We start from the raw sequence: 21,584 nt of genomic DNA, 5'->3' as shown, positions 1-21,584 counted from the left end.
GTAAGTGAGAAAAGCTAAAAGAAACTCATGATTCTGGGCTTGTAGTAATTGAGAATAACATCGGTGACGTGAACAGCTTTCGGCTGACCATTAATGTCAGTAGCATAGATGGTGAAAGTACCGTTGAGTGCCTGTTTCTGTTTGCCTAGGTGTATGCTGGGCTCCGTTGTGCATTGAGCCCGATAAATACCAGGCGAATATGAGCGAATACTAAGCTCTCCATTCTTGATAGGTAACACTCCCTCGTTAACTATTCGATTATCTGAGGTAATAATGCTGTAGCGTATGGAGTCTAGTTTGCGATACTCATTCTTCGTTTCCGTGTGAAAATCAATGTCTAACAAGTAATTGCGCGAACAATTGACTTCTGTCATGATAATCGGAGTCGGAATCCAGATGACTTCTTTGAGCAGGTTTATCTCAATAAAGCCTACGTAAGGATCTGAAGTAGTGTCTGATTTCAACTTGCGCCACATCCAAGATTTTCGCTTGCTGACGGCCACACAGTTTGTCAGCAAAAGGCAGAGCAAAAGGAATGGAAATAGAGTAGAAGTCCACTTTTTCATAACTTCTGAAGTATAATTTTACTCCACCAACGCATAGTGGTTCATCTCCTGAATGCTGGCGTAAAATGGCTTCACCAGCTGGAAAAACGCCCCAAATGCCGCACTCTTGCGGAAGCCGTTCAGGTGCTGCTCCACTGACGTCCACTCGATGCGCCACACGAACAATTCCTGGTCTTCCTCGCAGTGCGCGAGTTCGTAGCGCAGGCACTCGGGGGCGGCGGCCAGCAGCTCGTGGGCGCGCCGGATGGCTTCGAGAAACGCCGGCTGCGGCGCGGCGGCAATGCGGTAGCGGATGTATTCGACCGTCATGGCAAGGAAGTGGAAAGTGTGAACTGAAGTTACCCTTTCCGCTCCGTTTTCCGCAGGAATTTGATTAGCGCCGGGAAGTAGTGCTCGGGGTCGTCCCACATGGCGTAGTGCGAGCCCTCGGGGCAGACATAGGCTTGGCCGTTGGGAATGTGCTTTTGCATGTAGGCAATATCGGCCGGCGGCACAAAGTCGTGCTGCGCGCCGATAACCAGCGTGGGCGGCTTGATGGCGGCCAGCCGGTCGGAGAAGTCCCAGGCCAGCATGAAGGGCATGAAGGCGCCCGCGTAGGCGCGGGTGATGTGGGCCTGGCTGCGCGTGAAGATGGGGTGCTCCGGCTGGCGGCGCATCATGTGCAGACTACGAAACTCCTTGGTCACGGCCGGCGTGATGTACGGGGAGAGACTCATTAACCCCATCGTATCGAGGCCGGCAATGACTTTGCCTTCCTGCGCCGCCTGCCGCCGGATGATGTCCGCGTACTGGCTAAAGCGGTGCTTGTTGAACACTGTGGCCTTGTAACCGATGTTGGACGTGATGAGTCCTTTAATGTGCTCAGGGTGCTTGGCGGTGTACTCCAGGGCTAGCATGCCGCCCCAGGAATGGCCCAGCAAATAGAACTGATCCAGCCCCAGGCCCTGCCGCACCTGCTCCACTTCCTCCACGAAGCGCGCAATGGTCCAGACGCTCAGGTCGTCAGTTTTGTCGGAGTGGTAGGAGTTGAGCTGGTCGTAGTAGTAGATTTCCACGCCCTCTTTGGCCAGGTACTGCGGGAAGTTCTCGAAGTACTCGTGGGTGTTGCCGGGGCCGCCGTGCAGCACCAGTAGCTTGATTTTGCCCGCGCCCACCTTCTGGGTCCACACTTTGTACTTGCCGTCGATGGAAATCATTTTCACCCCGGGGGCCGCCAGCTTGGCGGCGTAGCTGCTGTCGGGGACGGGCGACTGGGCGCTGGTGAGAAATGGCAGGAAGCACAGCAACGCGAATAGAAAGGAGCGAAACAACACGGAATAGCAGATAAGGAGGAAAGACGACTCCAATATCCGCAAAGATTCCGGTTGCGCAGAGGGCACCTTTCAAACCAAACGGGTTGGTAAAACCGATACAGTAGACGGCTCCCGTCAGGCGGCCATGAAAGCCTCCAGCGCATCCAGGGTTTCGGTGGGGGCGCTGACGTGGGGGCAGTGGCCGGCCACGGGCAGGGTAACGAGGGTGGCCTGGGGCAGGCAGGCTTGCAGGTAGGCTCCCACGGCCAGCGGGGCCACTAGGTCGCGGGCGCATTGCAGCAGCAGACAGGGCGTTTGCAGGTTGTTGACGTCGGCGCGGTTATCGGAGAGGAAGGTGACGCGGGCAAACTGTTTGGCAATAGCAGGGTCGCTCTGGCAGAAGCTGTGGGCAAGTTCGGCTGAGAGCGTAGGGCGGTCGGGGTTGCCCATGATGAAAGGCGCGAATGAATCAGCCCAGCCCACGAAATCCTGCGCCATAAATGTGAGCATGGCCTCAATATCAGCCCGGTCAAAACCACCCTGATAGCCGGCTTCGTTGAGGTAGCAGGGTGAAGGACACAGCATCAGCACCTGCTGAAAAAGTCCGGGTTCCCGGATGGCGGCCAGCATGCCAATCATGGCCCCTACTGAGTGCCCGATGAGCGTAACGTTTCGCAGATTCAGCTCCTGGCAGATATCGAGTACATCTTGGGCGTAGCCGTCGAGTGATGCATATTTAGCGGGCTCATAGGCCGTGACATCGGAAAGGCCGGCCCCGACGTGGTCGAAAAGCACCAGCTGAAACTGCTCGGATAAGGCGGGCGTGATATAGCGCCAGATGCTTTGGTCGCAGCCGAAGCCGTTCACAAACAGCAACGTCCGGGAGCCTCGGCCCGTTATGCGCACGTTATTACGTTTGAGCACTGTCATAGCATGTAATTGCCGGAATGGGATAGAAATAAGGTAGTTACGAAAACGTAGGGGCAGAATCAATATATTTTCAAAATAGGATATAGTAGTATGTCCTGATGCTTCGGCGGGCCCTGAAGGCGTAGGCCTGTTTCAGAATGGGAAAAATACTGACCAAACAGAAGCCCGCCCGGTCTGATGCAGCATTGAGTTGCCGGCTCCCGTAGACACAAACCCCAACCATCCCACGCCGTAACCAGCCGCCATGAATAATCCGCAACCTGCTAATCCCAGTATTGGTCAGCCCCTGCGCCGGGTAGACGGCCGCGCCAAAGTCACGGGCCAAGCCCGCTACGCTGCCGAGCATGCCGTGCCGGGCGTGGTGCATGGTGTGCTGGTGACCAGCCGTATTGCCCGGGGCCGCATCAAAGACCTGGACACCACGGCCGCCGAAAAATCCCCGGGTGTGCTGGCTGTTCTCACGTACCGCAACTCGCCCGGTGTGCCCGCTTACCAAGAGGCCGCCGCCAACAACAACCCGCGCCTGGAGGGCCAGGAGCTACGCGTGTTTCACGATGACCAGGTGTATTTCAGCAACCAGCCGGTAGCCCTGGCCCTGGCCGATACGCTGGAACGCGCCCAGCACGCCGCCGCGCTGGTGCGGGTGCAGTACGAAATACTGGCGTCGGAAACTGACCTGAGCGCCCACCGCGCCCGGGGCATCAAGCCCAAAAAGGCCGAGGATTATCTGCGCGGGCAGCCCGACGCCTACCAGCAGGCGGCCGTGCGGGTAGAGCAGGAATACCGCACGCCGGTGCAGGTGCACAACCCTATGGAGCCCCACGCCGCCATTGCCCGCTGGGAGGGCGCGCGGCTCATCGTTTACAACAAAACCCAGGCCCCCAGCGTGGCCCAGAAGGATTTGATGCGCATGTTTCAGCTTACGGCCGAGCAGGTGCAGGTGCATTCGCCGTTCGTAGGCGGGGCGTTTGGCGGGGCTTCGCGCATCTGGCCGCAGGAGGTGGCCGCCATTCTGGGGGCGAAGCTGACGGGCCGGCCGGTGAAGGTGGCCCTGCAGCGCGACCAGATGTTCAATATGGTGGGCTATCGGCCGCAGTCTATCCAGAAAGTCGGGCTGGGCGCCACGGCCGATGGGCAGCTCACCGGCATCACCCACACGGCCTTCGGGCAGACTTCGCGCTACGAAGAGCTTGCCGAGCGCATCGTGGACCCCACCAAATCGGCCTACCGCTGCCCGAACATCAATACCCGCTACCAGCTGGTGCCGCTGGACCTGAGCACGCCCGCCTGGACGCGCGGCCCCGGCGAGGCCAGCGGCTCGTTTGCTATGGAGTCGGCCATGGATGAGCTGGCCTACGCCCTCGACCTGGACCCGCTGGCGCTGCGCCTGAAAAACTTTGCCGACGTGGACCCGGTAGGCGATAAGCCGTGGTCGAGCAATGAGCTGCGGGCCTGCTACGAGCAGGGCGCGGCGCGTTTCGGATGGAGCCGCCGGCCACCACAGCCCCGCGCCACCCGCGCCGGCGAGTGGCTGGTGGGCTGGGGAATGAGCATGGGTATCTACAAATCGGAGCGCACCAAGGCCAGTGCCCGGGCCCAACTCTTTGCCGATGGTCGCCTACTGGTACAAAGCGCCACCGCCGACGTAGGCCCCGGCACGGCCACCATCATGAGCCAGATTGCGGCCGATGCCAGCGGCGTGCCGGTGGAAAATATCCGGTTTGAGCTGGGCGACTCCAGCCTGCCGCCCGCGCCGGGGCAGTTTGGCTCGCACACCGCTACCTCGGTGGGGACGGCGGTGCATGAGGTGTGCGCCGCGCTGCGGCAGCGGCTGTTGGAGCTGGCCCGGAGCGCCCCCGCCTGGAAAAAACGCCGGTTGCAACTCGCGGACTTAACGGTTGAAAGCGGCGTAATCCGTCAAATTAAGCGGCCGAAGGAGCAGTTCACTTACGCCGAGCTGTTGCAGCAGCACAGCCTGATGGGGCTGGATCTGACCCGTGAGGCCGATAAGGGGCCGCAGCAGGAAGCCTATTCCGGCAAATCGTTCTGCGCCAACTTTGTGGAGGTGCGGGTACACGAGGCCACCGGGCAGGTGCGGGTGAGTAGGGTGGTGTCGGCGCTGGACGTGGGGCGGGTGCTGAATGCGCACACGGCCCGCTCGCAGGTGTACGGCTCCGTTACCTGGGGCATTGGGCAGGCACTGCTGGAACAGGCGCGCATGGACCACCGCTACGGCCGCTTCCTCAACAACCAGCTGGCCGAATACCATCTGCCCGTGGCGGCCGATATGCCCGAAATCGACGTGCTGTTCATCGACAAGCCCGACCTGCGCCTCGACCCGATGGGAGCCAAAGGTATCGGTGAAATCGGCCTGATCGGCTTTGCCGCCGCCGTGGCCAACGCCGTGTACCACGCCACCGGCAAGCGCATCCGCGAGCTACCGATTACGCCGGACAAGCTGGTGTAGCAATAGGTAAGGTCCGGCGGCTAAAAGCCGTCGGGCCGGTTGTCATAAGCTGACGTTGTTCTGACTTCGTGGAAACGAACCACACGGCCGCCGGCCCGCCGGCTGCCAGCCGTTGGGCCGGCGGCGCAACGTGAGCGGGTTTTTTGGTTCTTTAGGGTCCTGAATCTCCACTTTCCAACCAACTCCTGATGAACGTACTTCGACTCCTGGCCCTGGGCACCAGCCTGGCGGTGGCCGCCCCGGCCCTGGCCCAGCAGGGCACCAAGGCCGATCCGGCCATGCTTGCCAAAATCAAAGATGAAGGCCTGAACCGCTCCAAAGTAATGGAAACGGCCTTTTATTTGACCGACGTGTGCGGCCCGCGCCTGGCTAACTCCGCCGGCCTGACCCGCGCCAACGAGTGGACCAAGAAGCAGCTCGGCGACTGGGGCCTGGTGAAAGCCAACGTGGAACCCTGGGGCACCTTCGGCCGCGGCTGGGACATCGAGAAGTCGTACGTGGCCATGACGGCGCCGTATTACCACACCCTCATCGGGGCCCCCAAAGCCTGGACGCCCAGCACCAACGGCCCGCTTAAAAAGCAGGTGGTGGTGGTGAAAGCCACTACGGAGGCCGAACTGGACAAGTACAAAGGCCAACTGCGCGACAAAATTGTGCTGCTGGACGTAGCTAATCCGCCCAAACCCAGCTTCGAGCCGGACGCCCGGCGCCACTCCGACGCCGACCTGCAGAAAATGGCCGACTTCAAGCCCGAGCCGCCCACCGCCACGCCCGACGCCGCCGAAATGGAGAAGCGTATGGCCCAGCGCCGTACCATGATGGCCCTGCGCACCAAAATGTCGGATATGATTCTGAGCGAAGGCGCGGCGGCGATTCTGAGTACCCGTGGCGGCTCCGATGGCACGTTCTTCACCAGCAACGGCGCGCCCTACGCCGCCGACGCCAAGCCCGTACTGCCCGAGCTGGAAATGGCTCCCGAGGACCAGCTGCGCCTGATTCGACTGGCTGATGCCGGTATTCCGGTGGAGCTGGAGTTGGAAACCCGCACCCGCTTCCAGAGTCAGGACCTGAAGGGCTACAACGTGGTGGCCGAAATTCCGGGCACCGATAAAAAGCTCAAGAGCGAAGTGGTGATGCTCGGCGGCCACCTTGATTCCTGGCACGCCGCCACCGGCGCCACCGACAACGCCGCCGGCTGCGCCATCATGATGGAGGCTGTGCGCATTCTGAAGGCCAGCGGCGTGCAGCCGCGCCGCACCATCCGGATTGCGCTGTGGGGCGAGGAGGAGCAGGGCCTGTTCGGCTCGCGGGGCTACGTGAAAAACCACTTCGCCGACCCCGCCACCATGAAGCTGCTGCCCGACCACGAGAAGCTGGCCGCCTATTTCAACCTCGATAACGGGGCCGGCAAAATCCGAGGCATCTACGCTCAGGGCAACGAGGCCGCCGCACCCATCTTCCGGGAGTGGCTCCAGCCCTTCGCCGATATGGGTGCTACCACGGTCACGCTGCGCAACACCGGCGGCACTGACCACCTCTCGTTCGATGCCGTAGGTCTGCCCGGCTTCCAGTTCATTCAGGACCCGCTCGATTACGGCACCCGCACCCACCACACCAACATGGACACCTATGAGCGCCTGCCCGCCGATGATCTGAAGCAGGCTTCCGTGCTGGTTGCGTCCTTCGTGTACCAGGCCGCCATGCGCGACGCTAAGCTGCCCCGCAAACCCCTGCCCGTTGCCAAGCCCGAGCAGCGGATGTAGCGGGAATGGTGAAATTGTGAAGGGTGAAATTGTGGATATTGTCATTGCGAGCAGCGCGAACCAATGACAGCTCCCTCACGAAGCACGAACTTCTGACCTACGCAAAAGCCCCTGACGCCAGCACGGACGTCAGGGGCTTTCTGCTTTTTAAGGCTTTGTGAATTACGAAGGACTGTCATTGATTCGGCCTCCGGCTTCGCAATGACAGTCCTTTCACAATTTCACCACTTCACAAATTCACCTATTGCACCACCAGCTTCTTCGTGATTTTGCCGGCGGCGTTGGTGGCCTGAATCAAATACACGCCGCCGGGCAGGCTGTGGCTTACTTCCACTGTGCTGCCAAAGGTCGTCTGCTGCCATACCTGCCGGCCGCTTACGTCCAGTACCTGCACGGTGGTAGGCTGGGTGAGGTCGGCATTTTGCAGCTGAATGCTGAGCGGCGCGCCAGCCACCTGCGGGTTGGGGTACACCGCCACGTCGAAAATGCCGGTTATTGCGGCCGGGGCGGCGGCCGTAGCCGCAGAGCTGGCCGCGCGGGCACTACTGGCCGGCGTAATCCGAATCCAGTTGAGGTTCCAGCCGCCGGTTTGGGCAAATACGCCGAAGTTGTACGTACCCGCATTAATGTACACGGTTTTCGAGACGGTCGTCCAGTTTTGCCAGCCGCCCGTGGCCGGAATGGCCGTGTTGCCCAGTTGCACCGCCCCCGCGTTCAGGTCTGAGGAGAGCGTGCCGCCCGAGGGACTGGCCACGCGGTATTCCAGCAGATAGTTGCCGGAAGTCGGGAAGTTTACGCTGTTGTAGGCCAGCCAGTCGCCGGCGTCCACGTAGGCCACGTTCTGGCCGCCGCCGGTATCGGTGGTGGTTTCCAGCTGCATGCCGTTCATGGCCGAGTAGCTTTCCGCCTGAATGGTCCGGCTGGTGGCCGCCGTGGTTTTCTGGAACACCCGCACGTAATCCACGAACATGGTGGCGGGGAGCTTGCTCTCGTCCACCGTCTGGCCCGGCCAGTTGCCGGCCACGGCCAGGTTCAGCAGCAGGAAAAAGGGCCGCTGAAATTCCTCGGTGCCGCCGGTGTTGTTCGTAATGTTGATTTCGTGGTACTTCACCCCATCCACGAACCAGCGGATGTAGGCCGGCTCCCACTCAATGGAGTACACGTGGTATGCGTCGGGGGAGGTGATAATGTTGCCGCCGTATTCGGCGTGGCCGTTGCTGTCCCAATGCACGGTGCCGTACACTTTGTTCTCGGCGTTGATGTGCTCCATCACGTCGATTTCGCCGCAGGCCGGCCAGCTTACCGTGTTGATGTTGCTGCCCAGCATCCAGAAAGCTGGCCACAAGCCCTGGCCCAGCGGGAGCTTCATGCGGGCCTCAATTTTGCCGTACTTGAACTCCTTGGTGCCCTGCGTTTTCATGCGCGAGGACGTGTACGGGTAGCCGCCCACGTTCTCCTTGCGAGCCGTAATCTGCAAAATGCCGTTCACCACGCTGGCGTTGGCGCGCTGGTAGTACTGCTTCTCGTTGTTGCCCCAGCCGCCACCGCCGGTTTCAAATACCCAGCTGGAGCTGATGCTGCCGTTGAATTCGTCGGCCCACACCTGCTGGTAGGTTTGGGCGTGGGAGGAAAAGGAGCCGAGCAGGTACAGCGCCGCAGCTCCCAGGAGGGAGGTAAACCGGTGTTTCATTGGTTGTGTGGGAATTGGTGGAACGAAAGAGCGGTGTAGCCAGGCCGGAAACCGGTGGCGAGGCCTTGGGGGTTGGCTAAGGTTTCACACAATTCTCCTCAAATGCAAGCCTCCCGCCACCAGTCAACTGTCGCTTGCTGAATAGCTTATACGCCTACCGCACAACGCCCGAACCGCTGTAAACCGGCAAAAAACCGGCCCGCGCAGCTGGGAAGCTGGCGGGCCGGTGCGGCTAAAAAACACGTAAAAAGTGCGAAGTATGTTAAAAAACCAGTCAACGCGCGCTGGAATATTCTACGGAATGAGAACCGTCAAGTCATGTGCATTAAGGGCCTGACAGTACATCTATTCTAACATAGAATTGGTACCGCGCCCACGCCGCTGACGAAACTCGAAACCAAGAGCGAAGAAAAAGCCTAGCATTGCATGTAATATAATGGCTGCCACTAGGATAAGTAGCCGGCGGAGCCCGTACTCATCGTGCCCGAAATAGGGGAGTGAGCTGGTACTAAGAATTGCCAGGTAGCCAACCAGTAGTACCAGATTAGCCACGAAATACACCCAGAAGTAGCGCCAGCTTTTCAGCAGCACCAGACTAAGAATCCAAAGCAGTGGCCCAAGAATCAGCAAGGAAATAAATAGAATCATAACCGGGCGCTATTACCCCAACTGCTCCTTAAACAGCTTCAAGGTGCGGCTCCAGGCCAGCTGGGCGGCTTCGGCGTTGTAGCGAGCGGGGGAGGAGTCGTTGTTGAAGGCGTGGTTGACGCCTTCGTACACGTATTGCTCATACTTCACGCCGGCCGCCTTTAGGGCCACCTCCCAGGCGCCTTTGCCGGCGTTTACCCGCTCATCGAGGCCGGCGTAGTGCAACAGCAGGTGCGCCTTGATGCGGGCCGCTTCGGGGGCGGCGGGCTGGGTGCCGTAGTAGGCCACGGCGGCGTTCAGCTGGGCATCGTGCACGGCGAGGCTGTTGGCCATGGCCCCGCCCCAGCAGAAACCCACGCAGCCAGTCTTGCCGTTCGAGTCGGGGCGCTGGCGCAGGTAGCGCAGGCCGGCCAGGTAGTTGTTCAGGTTCTGCTGCTTATCCAGCTTGCCAATGAGCGTGCGGCCCTCGTCCTCATTGGCCGGCGTGCCCCCGAACACTGACAGCGCATCGACGCCCAGCGCGAGGTAGCCAGCCTGGGCTACGCGCCGCGTCACGTCCTTGATGTGCGGCGTGAGGCCCCGGTTTTCGTGGATGATGACCACCGCGCCGCGCTTTTTCTTGCCTTTCGGATGCACCAGGTAGCCTTTCATGGTCACGCCCGCCTCGCCGGGCCAAGTCACTTCTTCAGTCACCAGATCATCGGCCTGCTCGCTTACGGTGGCGGCCTGGGCGTAGCCGGGTTCCAGTACGGCTAGGGCCGCCGCCGCCAGGGCCGCGCCACCCGCCAGCTTGTGCAGCCGGTCCAGGAAGTCGCGCCGGCTGAGCGGGGCGTGGGTGTATTCGTCGAAGAGGTTGATGATGCGCTGGTCCATGGGGTAGAAAGACGGTGAAAAAGAAAGAGTAAGCTACGCATATGCCGGTGGAGGCGCGGCGGTTATTCCTGCTCCCGGTGTACGGTAGCGGGCGAGAAGGCCGGTACGCACACCGACCAATATTCGCACTCAGTATTAAACGGGTTGGAGTAGCGCACCCGGGCCCCGGCCTTAATCAGCAACGACTCGCCCGCGCCCAACTCCACCACGTCGCCGTCAATTTCAAACCGTTTGCGTCCCCGCACTACAATAGTCACTTCATCGAACTCGGGGCGCTGGTGCGGCTCGCTCCACTGGGGCGGGGCCACCATGTGGGCCACGCTGTACGCGGCGGTACCGGTACTGGCCTGCCCGATGTGCTCCTCAATGAGCTTGCCATCGGTGGTGGGCACTACAAACGGGTTCTGCTGGCGGAAATAACGTTTTTCTGACATGAGACAAAGCGGAAAGTTCAGGGTAAAAAAGATGCTCCGTAGGCTTACTGGCCGGCGCAGGCTCCGGGCGTGGAGCTGGTAACGCCAGCGTTAGTGGCCTGGCAGGGGTTGCTGTACGTTTTGCCGTCGCAGCCGCAAACGGGGGCGTATTCCATGGTACAGATAGAGTCCTTCCGGATTTTGCTGGTATCAATACAATCGGAAGTGGGAGCGGTTTCGCGCTGGCAGGCCGCCAGGAACAGCGGCAGCGCCAGTAGGGCAGGGTGTATTTTCATGAGTTGTTGATAGGTGGTAAGGCCGATGATAAGCCAAAATACGGAAGTGCTACCCAGCTGATCAGCACGGAAAGTATATTTTTGAATGCTAATTTTTGCTTCGCCGCAAAACCCCGGCCGCAGGGCTTCGTATAGTTGCCCATATCCGGTATCCGGCGCAGCTTGCTCCATTAACAAACTGCGCTCTGCTTCGGCAGCCTGGGTTACCGCTTCTCTTGCAACCCTATTTTCAACCCTTTCTCTCCCCCACGAATATGTCGTATCACGAAGAAGACAACTCCGGTAAAATTCTCCTCGCTGCTTTGGCCGGTGCCGGTGCTGGCATCATTGCCGGTCTGCTGATGGCTCCCGACAAAGGCAAAGCCACCCGCGAAAAAATTGGCAGCGCTGCCACTAAGTACAGCGGCCAGTTGGGTGAGCAGCTTTCGAAATACGGTGAAGACCTCGATTCGAAGTTCAAAGGCTATATCGAGAAGCTGGAAGACCTAGGCCTGAGTGGCTCCGGTGCTAAACTGAAACTGCAGGGTGACTGGGATACCGCCAAAGGCAAGCTGAAGCAGCAATATGCGCAGCTGACCGACGATGACCTAGACTACGCCGACGGTAAAGGTGATGAGTTGGTAGGCCGCCTGCAGAACAAGCTGGGCAAAGCCAAAGGCGAAATCGTAAAAATGCTGAACGACCTGTAGGCCGTTTCAACAGCCAAAAAAGCCGCTCTTTCCTCGGAAGGAGCGGCTTTTTGTTTAACCTCCGGTGGCTGGCCTGCGTTACAAAACTCCCGGCCTGCAGCCGGCGGCTCTATCCCGTCACTCAAATCTCCTTTTCTCATGCAAGACGACACGAAAGGCAAAGTCATTCTCTCCCTGCTGGTGGGCGCCACGGCGGGCATAGTTGCTGGCCTGCTGCTGGCCCCCGAAACTGGCGACGAAACCCGTTCCGGCCTCAAAAAATCAGCCTCTAAGCTAAGCGACGACCTTAATAAGCTTTTCCAGGAAGGTAAATCTCGCCTGGCCTCATTGAAGGACCAGGCCCCTGCCGATTCTGAGCAGCACACCACTGACCGCGCCTCGGCCGATGATTTGCTCAGTTCCATGAACCAGCCCGCCGCCGGCCCTGCCAACGGTACCGCTACTGATAACGACACCCAAGAAAACGATTCGGATTACGACGGCATTGGGGGTGATACGCGGCACTTTCCAGGGTATAAAGCCTCGTAAAAAAACAGCCCTCTCCTGCAACCCTTAAGGCTAAGCAGTCGTAAAAAACGGTATAATCGGCTTGAAAAAAGATTGGAGAGGTTACGGTGAGTAAAATTGCCGACTCGTGGAGGTTCTGGCAGGATCTGGTCAAACAACCCGCCAGCAAAATCACACGCTGTCCATCGCACAGTTCTCCCGTACACCCCAGTCAGAAGGGTAAGCCGTTTGTATAGTAGGAAAGCCTCTCGCACCATTTTAGCGGGAGGCTTTCTTTTTGTTAGGGCTATAGAGGAGCAGTAAAACAGGAGAGCCGCTTGCTACACCAGCAAGCGGCTCTCCTGTTTTACTGCGGCCCTGGTTGCCGGTTAGGCTTCCGGCTTCGGCGCGTTTTCCGATTTGGTGTTTTCCGGCTTCATCTGCGGGAAGAACAGCACGTCCTGAATGGAGTTGGAGTTGGTCATGATCATGCTCAGGCGGTCGATACCAATGCCCAGACCGGCCGTAGGCGGCATACCGTACTCCAGCGCCCGCAGGAAGTCCTCGTCGAGCACCATGGCTTCGGTGTCGCCGCGCTTGCCTAGCTCCAGCTGGTCCTCGAAGCGCTGACGCTGGTCGATGGGGTCGTTGAGCTCGGAGAAGGCATTGCAGATTTCCTTGCCGTTGCAGATGGCCTCGAACCGCTCCACTAACCCCGGCTTGCTGCGGTGCTTCTTGGCCAGCGGCGACATTTCCACCGGGTAGTCGGTGATGAAGGTGGGCTGAATCAGCTTCGGCTCCACATGCTCCCCGAAGATTTCGTCGATGATTTTGGCTTTGCCCATGCTCGGGTCGAGGCCTACTTTCAGGTCCTTGGCGGCAGCGCGCAGCTCGTCTTCGCTCTTGCCATCAATGTTGAAGCCCGTGAAGTGTTCAATGGACTCAGCCATGGTGTAGCGCTTCCAGGGGCGCTGAAAGTTGATGAGGTTTTCGCCCACCTGCACTTCCGTTTTGCCGTGCAGGGCCAGGGCTACTTTCTCCACCATTTCCTCCACCAAGTCCATCATCCAGTAGTAGTCCTTGTACGCCACGTACAGCTCCATCTGGGTGAACTCGGGGTTGTGGAAGCGGCTCATGCCCTCATTGCGGAAGTCCTTGCTGAACTCATACACACCATCGAAGCCACCCACAATCAGGCGCTTCAGATACAGCTCGTTGGCAATGCGCAGATACAGCGTCATGTCCAGCGTGTTGTGGTGGGTTTTGAAGGGCCGCGCCGCCGCGCCGCCATACAACGGCTGCAGGATAGGCGTTTCTACCTCCAGGTAGCCTTTATCGTTGAGGTAGTTACGCATGGCCTGCACCAGTTGGGTGCGCTTGATGAAGGCTTCCCGCACGTGGGGGTTCACCACCAAGTCCACGTAACGCTGGCGGTAGCGGGTTTCCGGGTCGGTCAGGCCGTCGTATACCACTTCCTCACCCGTGGCTTCGTCTTTGCGGGTTTTTACCACTGGCAGTGGCCGCAGGCTCTTGCTCAGCAGTTGAAAGCTAGTAACGTGCACGGAGGTTTCGCCGACCTGCGTCTTGAACACATGGCCTTTTACGCCCACGAAGTCGCCCAGGTCCACCAACTTTTTGAACACCGAGTTGTACAGCGTTTTGTCTTCGCCGGGGCAGATTTCGTCGCGGTTTATGTAGAGCTGAATCCGGCCCGAAGCATCCATCAGCTCAGCAAACGAGGCCTTACCCATCACCCGCACCGACATCATCCGGCCAGCCAGGCTCACTTCCTGAAAGTTGTTGAGCTCAGGGTGGTAGTTGTCCTGAATTTCCTGCGCATAGAAATTCACATCGAACAACTCGGACGGATACGGGTCGATACCGAGGTTGCGGAGTTCGTCCAGCTTCTGGCGGCGTATGGTTTCCTGTTCGCTGAGGTGCTGCATGGGGGAGGGGGTAACGGGCCCCACCTGGGGCCGGACAAATCAAGCTGCAAAAATAATCAGGGATTCAGACGGATTTTCCGGATGTACCGGATTTCTTTCCGCCTTCAGCAATACACTACCGGGCCGGGCCGCTAATGTTGGCTGCTCCCAGGCATAAGTACAAGCAAAAAGCGCCAGCCCAAAGGGCCGGCGCTTACGTGTATATGGAGTCAGAAACTAAATAAGCAGAGCAGAACGGATCCGTGAAATCCGGAAAATCCGTGATTTAGGCGGCCATGCGCATCGTGGGCTCGTCGTCGCGCAGGGTTGGGGCTACGCGGGTCCGCAGGCGCTCTTCTACAAAGGAGTGCTGCAGGTGCCGTGGCAGCTCGGCCACCAGTTGCTGGTAGCGCTCCAGGCCCATGGCTTTCGCCACATATGTTTCGTGGATGCCGTTGAGGTAGCTCACGATGTTGAGTAGCGAGTAATGGAACAGCTTGAAGTCGATGTCAGCCTCCACGAAACGCTCAATCTCGCGGCTGGTCTGCGAGATGCGCAGGCGGCCTAGCAGATCGAACAGCGTAGTGTAGCCCAGCCGCCAAGTAATCTGCTGCCAGTGAGCGGCCGTCCACTTGTCCAGCACCTTGCCGGTTTTCTGGCTGCGGATAGCCGTGTTGGCATTGGCCTGCACCTGTTGGCGGGTGGCCTGCGCCTTGATCTTGCGAGTAGTACGCAAAAACTGACCAATCTGGGCCTGGGCATCAATTTCTTTGCCCGCAATGTGTAGTCCGGCTTTATAGCCAGCCAGGGGCAGGCGGTGAATGCTGAAGTCGCCGTATGCGCCGGCCGCGTAGAAGGAAATAGGCCGCGGATACGCGTTGCGCACTACCAGCCGGCCCACTTCCCGGCGGATAAGGGAAGGGTTGTTACTGCGTACGCCGGCCGTGTACAGAAACGCCTGCAGCCCGGCCATAATGGTGTGGTACGCCTGTGGGAAGGTCCAGTGCAACGCGTTGCGCAGGTAGTCCTCATCACCGAGCTCGGCTGTGGAGCGAAGGGCGTACTCCGTGCTCCAGCAGGCGTGCAGCATCTTGGTAATGGCCTGCACGTCTGTTTCGGCCAACTCCGCTTGGTGCGCCCGGAAGAACGGCAGGTGCTGCAGGCCGCCCATGGCGTCATCGGCTTCTTGGATGTGGTAGTTGATGGCGAAGAAGTAGTTCAGAAACACCTGGGCCGGAATGGACTTGCGCCAAGTTTCCTCAGCCAGCTTCTGCTCTTCAGTAATCAGCGGAATGATATTCGTTTCCATGTTCATCGTCGTCATGCTTTATAAACCAAGATACTAATTTTTTGGTTCTTATTTGCTAAAAATATTGTCATGATTCTATGGTGTTCAATATGTTGTTTATTAGTGCTTTATGAATGATTATGCTGTCTCGTGTAAGAATGTTTTGCAGAGGTGGTTTGCTAAAGGGGATACGGTATGCCAGAAGGCACTAAAAAAGCCTCCGCACAATGTGCGGAGGCTTTGGGTAAAGTCGGGTAATACCTGAAAAACAGCTTAGATCTGGTCTTTCAGTACAGCTACTGCCTCGCGCAGCGTGATGTCCTTTTTGAGGGGTTTCACAAAACGTGAGGCCCGGTTTACCTTGAGCGTATCAGTACCCAACTGGCGAAGGTCGAAGGCCAAAGGCGCAATGGTCATCGGCTGGGCCGCATTCTGAATGGCCTCGTACTTATCCGATTCGGTTTTGGCTTGTGTCTGCTCGGTGCGGTAGTTGGTCAGCTTCAGCGACACTTTCGTGTCGTCCTTGCGCTTCACCATGCGCTGCACCATATCCGAAAGCTGCTTGAAGCTGGGGCTGGCATTCACGCGGGCCGTGCTGGCCTGACGAAGCTTGTCGATGGCCGGAGCACCGTTCCAAGAGCGGTACTTGGCGGGCGTGATTTCGTCCCACTTCAGCGGGTAATCAGTTTCTTTCTCACCCTGGTCGAGGTAGCTGTATGCATCTGGCAGAATGATATCCGGAATTACGCCTTTGAACTGAGTAGAGCCACCATTGATGCGGTAGAACTTCTGGGTAGTCAGTTTCAGCGAACCGAAAGGTTTGATGGCATTGAACTCGGCGGGCATCGCATCATCCAAGTCGAAAATACGCTGTACCGTGCCTTTGCCATACGTACTGGCCGAGCCCATGATCACGCCGCGCTTGTAGTCCTGAATAGCTGCCGCCAGAATCTCGGAAGCCGATGCGCTGTACTTGTTTACTAAGATAACCAACGGACCACCGAACTGTACGCGTGGGTCCCGGTCGTTGAGGATGGTAGCGGCACCCTGGCCACCACGCACCTGCACTACCGGGCCGCTGTCAATGAACAGGCCGGCCATTTCTACGGCGTCCTGCAACGAGCCGCCGCCATTGAAGCGTAGGTCAAGCACCACGCCCTGCACGTTTTCCTGCTTGAGCTTCTCCAGCTCCTTCTTCACATCAGCAGCCGAACTGCGGCCCCCGTTGTCATTGAAGTCGGCGTAGAAATTGGGCAACTTGATATACCCCAGCTTCTTACCGTTTTCATTGATAGTAGCCGACTGAGCGTAGGTTTCTTCAATAACCACTACGTCGCGCACAATTGGAATAACCTTGGTGCTATTGTCGGGTTTGCGCACCGTCAGGCGTACCTGAGTCCCTTTTTTGCCCCGAATCAGAACGATAGCCTTATCGAGGCGCCAGCCTTCAACCGATACCGGCTCCTCAGCACCCTGGGCCACCCGGATGATAGCATCACCGGCTTTCAATTCGCCCTGGCGATACGAAGCCGAGCCGGGTACGATATCGGCTACTTTAATCTGACCATCCTTTTCCTGCAGCGTCGCGCCAATACCCTCAAATCGGCCGGTCATGGCAATATCGAAGTTGTCTTTGTCACGGGGAGCGAAATACTCGGTATGTGGGTCGTAGGTATTAGCAATGACGTTGGCATACGTCGCCAGCCGGTCACTGGCATCCGTCTGTGAAAGGTCCTTGAAGTAGTCATCAAAATACTTCAGGACCCGTTTACGTGCTTCTACTTCCATCTGGGCCGGCGTACGCGTCGGCTCCGACGTAGTGGTAGCAGACGGCGTCACGTTGGTTGAAGCCAGGGGCTTGTCCTTTTTCTTGGTCTGCTCGTCCATCATCTCTGAAACGCGCACCAGCGTCTGGTACTTCAGAAACTTGCGCCATTCTTCGCGCTGGGCGGCGGCATTAGCGGCAAACGTAGCCTTATCCGGCTCCGTTTCGAAGATTTCTTCAGTCGTGAAATCGAAAGGCTGGGCCAGGATTTCGCGGTATAGGCCCTGCACGTCCTTCACGCGCTGGCTCATAATGAGTGTACTCTTATCCAGAAACTCATGGGTACCGCGCTGTACCTCATCATCAATTTCCTTCTGGTACTGGTTGAGCTGGGCTACATCCGTCTGGAGCAGGAATTTCTTGCTACCATCCAGCCGCTTCAGATATAGATCGAACACGCGTTTAGAGAAAGCGTCATCAATACGCTCCGGCTGATAGTGAGCAGCACTCAGGCCCTGCAGCATGGCCTTGATAAGCACTTCGTCCTTCTGCGGAGAGTTGCCGTCGTTGCGCCGGTATAGCTTGTAAGAAGCCAGCACGAACACCGCCAGCAACACCGAGGCATACAGGCCTATTTTGAGTCGGGGGGAAGACATGAACTAACGGGGGTGAAAATGAAGAAAAGTCAGGTGGCAGACAGCAGCCCATACAATGGCCTACGCACGTTGTGAGCTACCGGTTATACCACTCAACGCAGATACCAGCCTAATAAGTGCCCTTCGCGCAGGAGCAGTTGCACTAGTGAAGGGCTGGAAATACGACCAAGGGTTGCACCAATATCCGGACTGCCTGTCCGTGAATATAAGGGTTCAGCAAATAACCACCCAAAAATGAATTAGCGGTGAACAATATTGCCTTCAACAACAAAAAAAAGGCTCTTCCTGCGAGAGGAAGAGCCTTTTTTCAGAATAACCTGACTACTTGATTAGTAGCGACGAACTTTGTCGCCGCTGTGGCGACGGAACTCATCCTCGAAGTAACGAGCATCTTCTTCACTGCGGGGACGTACGCCCATCACAATGTTACCGTTCTTCACGTCAGTCTCATATTCGGCGGCATGTTCTTCAGGAATACCTGAGCCTACCAGAGCTCCTACCAAGCCACCCGTAAGGCCACCGGCACCAGCACCAGCTAGAGCAGCAGCAATAGGACCAGCAATGATCAGGCCCAGACCGGGCAAAGCCACCGAAGTACCAATGGCTGCAATAGCACCAATAATGGCACCAGCAGTACCGCCAATGGCCGAACCTACACCAGCACCTTCCATGGCCTTATCACCTAGGTCAGTATCAGGCGTGTTGTCACCGAAATGGCGGTCACGCGTTTCGTTCGACATCATTAGGTTCACATCATCCTTGCTGTAGCCCCGCGAGGAAAGCGACTCATAAGCTCGCTCGGCACTGGCACGGTCACGGAACGTGGCCGTAGCGTAAGAGTTGCCTGAACCGTAAGTCTCGTTGCTGCCGGTTACAGCACGGGCAGCGTCGCCAGCCGTGTTCTGAACCGCGTCAACACCAGCACCTACTGCGGCACCAACCGAGCCAGCCACTGCGGCACCCTTCTGGGTTGCGCTGTGGTCATGATGAGGATTGGTATCAGCAGAACCACTGAGGGAAGAGTCGCCGGTGCTAGCGTTACCCATGTTGCCGCTGGAAGTAGTGTTAGCACCAGTACCGTAGCCGGTACCAGCCGAGCCGGTACCATAGTTAGCGCCTGAACCAGTACCTGAATTAGTGGGATTAATCGAATCGTTGTTCATGGGGTGGGGGATTAATGAATGAGTAGGAGAGAGTTACCCAACCGGCTACTTTGGAAAGGAAAGCCGGGGTAGGTTTCGATGGTGCTTAACGCAGCCGCCGAAAACGGGGTTGCGGAAAAAATATCCACTCTTTCTTCTGCCAGCACTCATTATGCCCTTTTTAGAGCCCGGAACGCGGTTTTTGCTTACGCAAATTTTTCGAAATTATCATCATTCTGCCAGAACGCCCGACATTCCCGACGCATATTTTTTAGAAAATCTTCCTGTTGCTTCAACTCACGCCATTCGCCCAGGCCCAGCCGTTCACACAGCTTATAGAAGTTGTCGCCCTGGCCCTTGGAGCCTTCCACCTTTACCAGGCAACTCAGAATTGGCCGCCCGGCCTGGTACTCATTCTCGGAAATTTCGGCGAGGATTTCATTAAGCCGGGATTTTTCGTGGGAAATTTCCAGGTTGAGGCCAAGCTCAGCTTCCTGAACCAGATTCAGGTAGCTGGTAGTGCCTACCTGAGTGCGAGAGAAACGAATTAAATGGCTGCGTACTCGGCCGGTCATGGGCAGGAATAATGGGAGGAAACGAAAGCGGAATGTAGCAAAAAAAGCCCGTCGTGCCGGGGTTAAAACCGGTGCGACGGGCAACGGCAGCCAAAAACTGTGCCGTTCAACTATATAGGCGGTGGATTTTTCTCTAAGGTCGAGCTTTGCGGCGGCTCATTTCCTTTTGAATCAGCATAAACTCCCGGCTGGTCTGACCGGCAATGGCGGTATTTTCATCGGCCCGTCGCAACAGGTAGGGCATAACGGCCTCTACCGGTCCGTAGGGCACATACTTAGCCGTATTATAGCCGGCATTGGCCAGATTGTAGCTCAGGTTGTCGCTCATACCGTAAAGCTGCGCAAACCAGATGCGAGGGTCGCCGGGGCGCAGCCCATTCTCCTGCATCAATTCGGTGAGCAGCAACGAGCTGGCTTCGTTGTGCGTGCCGGCACAGATGCTGATGCGGTCAGCGTGTTGCACACAGTAGCGGAGAGCTTCGTTGTACAGGTCATCGGTAGCTGTTTTGGTGGGATTGATGGGGTTCTCACGTCCTTGCTGCGCGGCTACCCGACCCTCTTTTTCCATGTATGCCCCGCGTACCAGCTTCCCGCCCAGATAATAACCACCGGCCACGGCAGCTGCCTGGGCTTTTTTGAGCGCGTCCAGCCGGTCGTGCCGATACAGTTGATACGTGTTCCAGACAATAGCTGACTCCCGGTTATAGCGCTGCATCATCTCATAAGCCAGTTGGTCGATGGTATCCTGAAACCAGCTTTCCTCCGCGTCTACAAACACCCGTACCCCGTATTGGTGGGCTCGGGCACAGATGGCATTGATGCGCTTTTTTGTCTTTTCAAAGCTGGTCTGCTCGGCAGGCGTCAGGGCTTTGCCGGCCTGCACCTTCTCCAGAATAGCGGCGTCACCGACGCCAGTGACTTTGAATACGGAAAACGGAATGTGCTGGGAACGGTGCGCCAAGTCAATAGTTGCCAGCAACTCGGTGGTAGTAGCATCAAAGCTCTTATCGTTTCCTTCGCCTTCCACTGAATAGTCGAGGATGGTGCCGATATGATAACGCCCTAATTCCTGAATGACCGGCAGGCATTCCTGAATGGTTTCGCCACCGCAGAACTGCCCGAAAATTGATTTTCGGATAAGAAACTTAGTACCGGGGAGATGCCATTTCAGCGCGGCTTTCATGAGGCCGCCGCCGGTTTTTACCAGAGAACTGTTGTTCATGGCCGCAAACAGGGCATACATCTTGCGCAACTCGCCATCCGACTTGGACGCAAAGGCTACGGCAGTATCATCGAAGGAAATGGGTGGGGCTTGCGTTACAGGCATGGGCGGTAGCGTTGAACGGCAGCGCGGGTGGTACGCTGCCGGTACAAAGATAACCGGTAAACATTGCGTGTGGGTGGATGATTGCCTGAGCTTCTCGTGTCGGTTCCCGCTTACTTCCTCACTGTGTCGTATCCGGCCTCATGCCTGTTCTTGCGGAGTGATGACACTGCGCAGGCACTGGCACGCTCAATTACCGCCGGCCGGTGTCGGACTGTGGTGGTTGACCCATATACGCCAAGCGTTAGTAAGGTTTATGGTCGGGCAACTGAGCCGAAACCTCCGGAACTACCCGAATATAGGTATGCGCCATCAGCTTACCATTGGTATCCTGCAACTGTAGTCTGTTACCGGTTACTGAATAGTACTGATTGTTCTGGTAACCCCGATAAATAATAAGATGCTTGGACTGCTTGCCGAATCCTCCCAACTCACGCCGGACCGAAAAAGCGGCTGCGCTGATTAGGGTACCATCCTGATAAAACCGGGCCCGGCCCCGGCGGTCAAACTCTACTACTACCCGATGGCCGGTGTTATCGGGGGTTAGTAAACGCTGACTTTGAGCGGCAGTTTGCTGCCATTCCCAACGGCCCACCAAACCCTCCTCAAAAGTGGGCAGTGCGTCTTTGCTACAGGACGAAATAAGGCTGCCTACGGCAAGAAAGGTTGTGACGGATAAGCCACGAACAAGAGATTTCATAACTGAATAGAAAGTAAGTTGCGTTTTCATGAGCGGAATCAGATCATGATAGTTGCATCAAAGCAAGCTATTTTTGTCTGATTTCTTGCAAACGTT

Annotated in this window: 19 protein-coding genes; 4 read left to right on the top strand and 15 right to left on the bottom strand. The window is 57.6% G+C overall.

Annotated elements, in window-relative coordinates:
* Nucleotides 1-14: 14 nt before the first annotated feature.
* The 4 genes from EI293_RS16435 to EI293_RS16420 all read right to left on the bottom strand — a co-directional run bounded on the left by EI293_RS16435 (nucleotide 15) and on the right by EI293_RS16420 (nucleotide 2,788).
* Nucleotides 15-566, bottom strand: coding sequence for a hypothetical protein (locus tag EI293_RS16435; protein WP_125439626.1), 552 nt, complete (start codon nucleotides 564-566; stop codon nucleotides 15-17).
* An 18-nt stretch (nucleotides 567-584) separates the two neighbouring features.
* Nucleotides 585-875, bottom strand: coding sequence for a putative quinol monooxygenase (locus tag EI293_RS16430; RefSeq protein WP_125439625.1), 291 nt, complete (start codon nucleotides 873-875; stop codon nucleotides 585-587).
* 29 nt (nucleotides 876-904) lie between these two features.
* Entirely contained in the window at nucleotides 905-1,879 is a 975-nt protein-coding gene (locus tag EI293_RS16425; RefSeq protein ID WP_125439624.1) for a proline iminopeptidase-family hydrolase, read from the bottom strand.
* A gap of 114 nt (nucleotides 1,880-1,993) precedes the next feature.
* On the bottom strand, nucleotides 1,994-2,788 hold the full coding sequence (locus EI293_RS16420) for an alpha/beta fold hydrolase (RefSeq protein WP_125439623.1): 795 nt from the start codon (nucleotides 2,786-2,788) through the stop codon (nucleotides 1,994-1,996).
* A gap of 244 nt (nucleotides 2,789-3,032) precedes the next feature.
* On the opposite strand from EI293_RS16420, the gene EI293_RS16415 reads away from it, so the two are divergent.
* Nucleotides 3,033-5,255 (top strand): xanthine dehydrogenase family protein molybdopterin-binding subunit, encoded by a 2,223-nt coding sequence (locus tag EI293_RS16415; RefSeq protein WP_125439622.1) that lies wholly within the window; start codon nucleotides 3,033-3,035, stop codon nucleotides 5,253-5,255.
* Nucleotides 5,256-5,443: 188 nt separating this feature from the next.
* A complete protein-coding gene (locus EI293_RS16410; protein WP_170170412.1) occupies nucleotides 5,444-7,018 on the top strand; it encodes a M28 family metallopeptidase in 1,575 nt (524 codons plus the stop codon).
* 241 nt (nucleotides 7,019-7,259) lie between these two features.
* Here EI293_RS16410 and EI293_RS16405 read toward each other — a convergent pair whose 3' ends face one another.
* From EI293_RS16405 to EI293_RS16390, 4 genes are all read right to left on the bottom strand, one after another.
* Nucleotides 7,260-8,708, bottom strand: a complete 1,449-nt coding sequence (locus EI293_RS16405; protein WP_125439620.1) for a carbohydrate-binding protein — start codon at nucleotides 8,706-8,708, stop codon at nucleotides 7,260-7,262.
* A 660-nt stretch (nucleotides 8,709-9,368) separates the two neighbouring features.
* Entirely contained in the window at nucleotides 9,369-10,229 is an 861-nt protein-coding gene (locus EI293_RS16400) for a dienelactone hydrolase family protein (RefSeq protein ID WP_125439619.1), read from the bottom strand.
* Nucleotides 10,230-10,291: 62 nt separating this feature from the next.
* On the bottom strand, nucleotides 10,292-10,663 hold the full coding sequence (locus EI293_RS16395; protein WP_125439618.1) for a cupin domain-containing protein: 372 nt from the start codon (nucleotides 10,661-10,663) through the stop codon (nucleotides 10,292-10,294).
* 44 nt (nucleotides 10,664-10,707) lie between these two features.
* Nucleotides 10,708-10,938: a Kazal-type serine protease inhibitor family protein gene (locus EI293_RS16390; protein WP_125439617.1), complete on the bottom strand. Its 231-nt coding sequence runs from the start codon at nucleotides 10,936-10,938 to the stop codon at nucleotides 10,708-10,710.
* Nucleotides 10,939-11,192: 254 nt separating this feature from the next.
* Here EI293_RS16390 and EI293_RS22590 point away from each other — a divergent pair, with 254 nt between their 5' ends.
* Both EI293_RS22590 and EI293_RS16380 read left to right on the top strand, forming a co-directional pair.
* Nucleotides 11,193-11,627 carry a CsbD family protein gene (locus tag EI293_RS22590; protein WP_125439616.1) on the top strand — a complete coding sequence of 145 codons (435 nt, stop codon included), beginning with the start codon at nucleotides 11,193-11,195 and terminating at the stop codon, nucleotides 11,625-11,627.
* A 138-nt stretch (nucleotides 11,628-11,765) separates the two neighbouring features.
* Nucleotides 11,766-12,155, top strand: coding sequence for a YtxH domain-containing protein (locus EI293_RS16380; protein ID WP_125439615.1), 390 nt, complete (start codon nucleotides 11,766-11,768; stop codon nucleotides 12,153-12,155).
* A 347-nt stretch (nucleotides 12,156-12,502) separates the two neighbouring features.
* Here EI293_RS16380 and lysS read toward each other — a convergent pair whose 3' ends face one another.
* The 7 genes from lysS to EI293_RS16345 form a co-directional block, all read right to left on the bottom strand.
* Nucleotides 12,503-14,059 carry a lysine--tRNA ligase gene (lysS, locus tag EI293_RS16375; protein ID WP_125439614.1) on the bottom strand — a complete coding sequence of 519 codons (1,557 nt, stop codon included), beginning with the start codon at nucleotides 14,057-14,059 and terminating at the stop codon, nucleotides 12,503-12,505.
* 265 nt (nucleotides 14,060-14,324) lie between these two features.
* The gene (locus EI293_RS16370; RefSeq protein ID WP_246010688.1) at nucleotides 14,325-15,362 is read right to left on the bottom strand and encodes a hypothetical protein; all 1,038 of its coding nucleotides are present in this window, start codon (nucleotides 15,360-15,362) and stop codon (nucleotides 14,325-14,327) included.
* A 237-nt stretch (nucleotides 15,363-15,599) separates the two neighbouring features.
* Nucleotides 15,600-17,747 carry a carboxy terminal-processing peptidase gene (locus EI293_RS16365; protein WP_125439613.1) on the bottom strand — a complete coding sequence of 716 codons (2,148 nt, stop codon included), beginning with the start codon at nucleotides 17,745-17,747 and terminating at the stop codon, nucleotides 15,600-15,602.
* A gap of 329 nt (nucleotides 17,748-18,076) precedes the next feature.
* A complete protein-coding gene (locus EI293_RS22585; RefSeq protein WP_317127227.1) occupies nucleotides 18,077-18,910 on the bottom strand; it encodes a hypothetical protein in 834 nt (277 codons plus the stop codon).
* Nucleotides 18,911-19,095: 185 nt separating this feature from the next.
* Nucleotides 19,096-19,548 (bottom strand): hypothetical protein, encoded by a 453-nt coding sequence (locus EI293_RS16355; RefSeq protein ID WP_246010686.1) that lies wholly within the window; start codon nucleotides 19,546-19,548, stop codon nucleotides 19,096-19,098.
* A 49-nt stretch (nucleotides 19,549-19,597) separates the two neighbouring features.
* Entirely contained in the window at nucleotides 19,598-20,791 is a 1,194-nt protein-coding gene (locus tag EI293_RS16350) for a proline dehydrogenase family protein (protein ID WP_125439612.1), read from the bottom strand.
* Between the two features lie 241 nt (nucleotides 20,792-21,032).
* Nucleotides 21,033-21,518 carry a hypothetical protein gene (locus EI293_RS16345; protein WP_125439611.1) on the bottom strand — a complete coding sequence of 162 codons (486 nt, stop codon included), beginning with the start codon at nucleotides 21,516-21,518 and terminating at the stop codon, nucleotides 21,033-21,035.
* Nucleotides 21,519-21,584 lie beyond the last annotated feature (66 nt).

Source organism: Hymenobacter perfusus (assembly GCF_003944765.1).
Lineage (GTDB): Bacteria > Bacteroidota > Bacteroidia > Cytophagales > Hymenobacteraceae > Hymenobacter > Hymenobacter perfusus.
The sequence above is the reverse complement of the archived record's forward strand: the minus strand, read 5'-3'. Positions and strand labels throughout refer to the sequence as shown.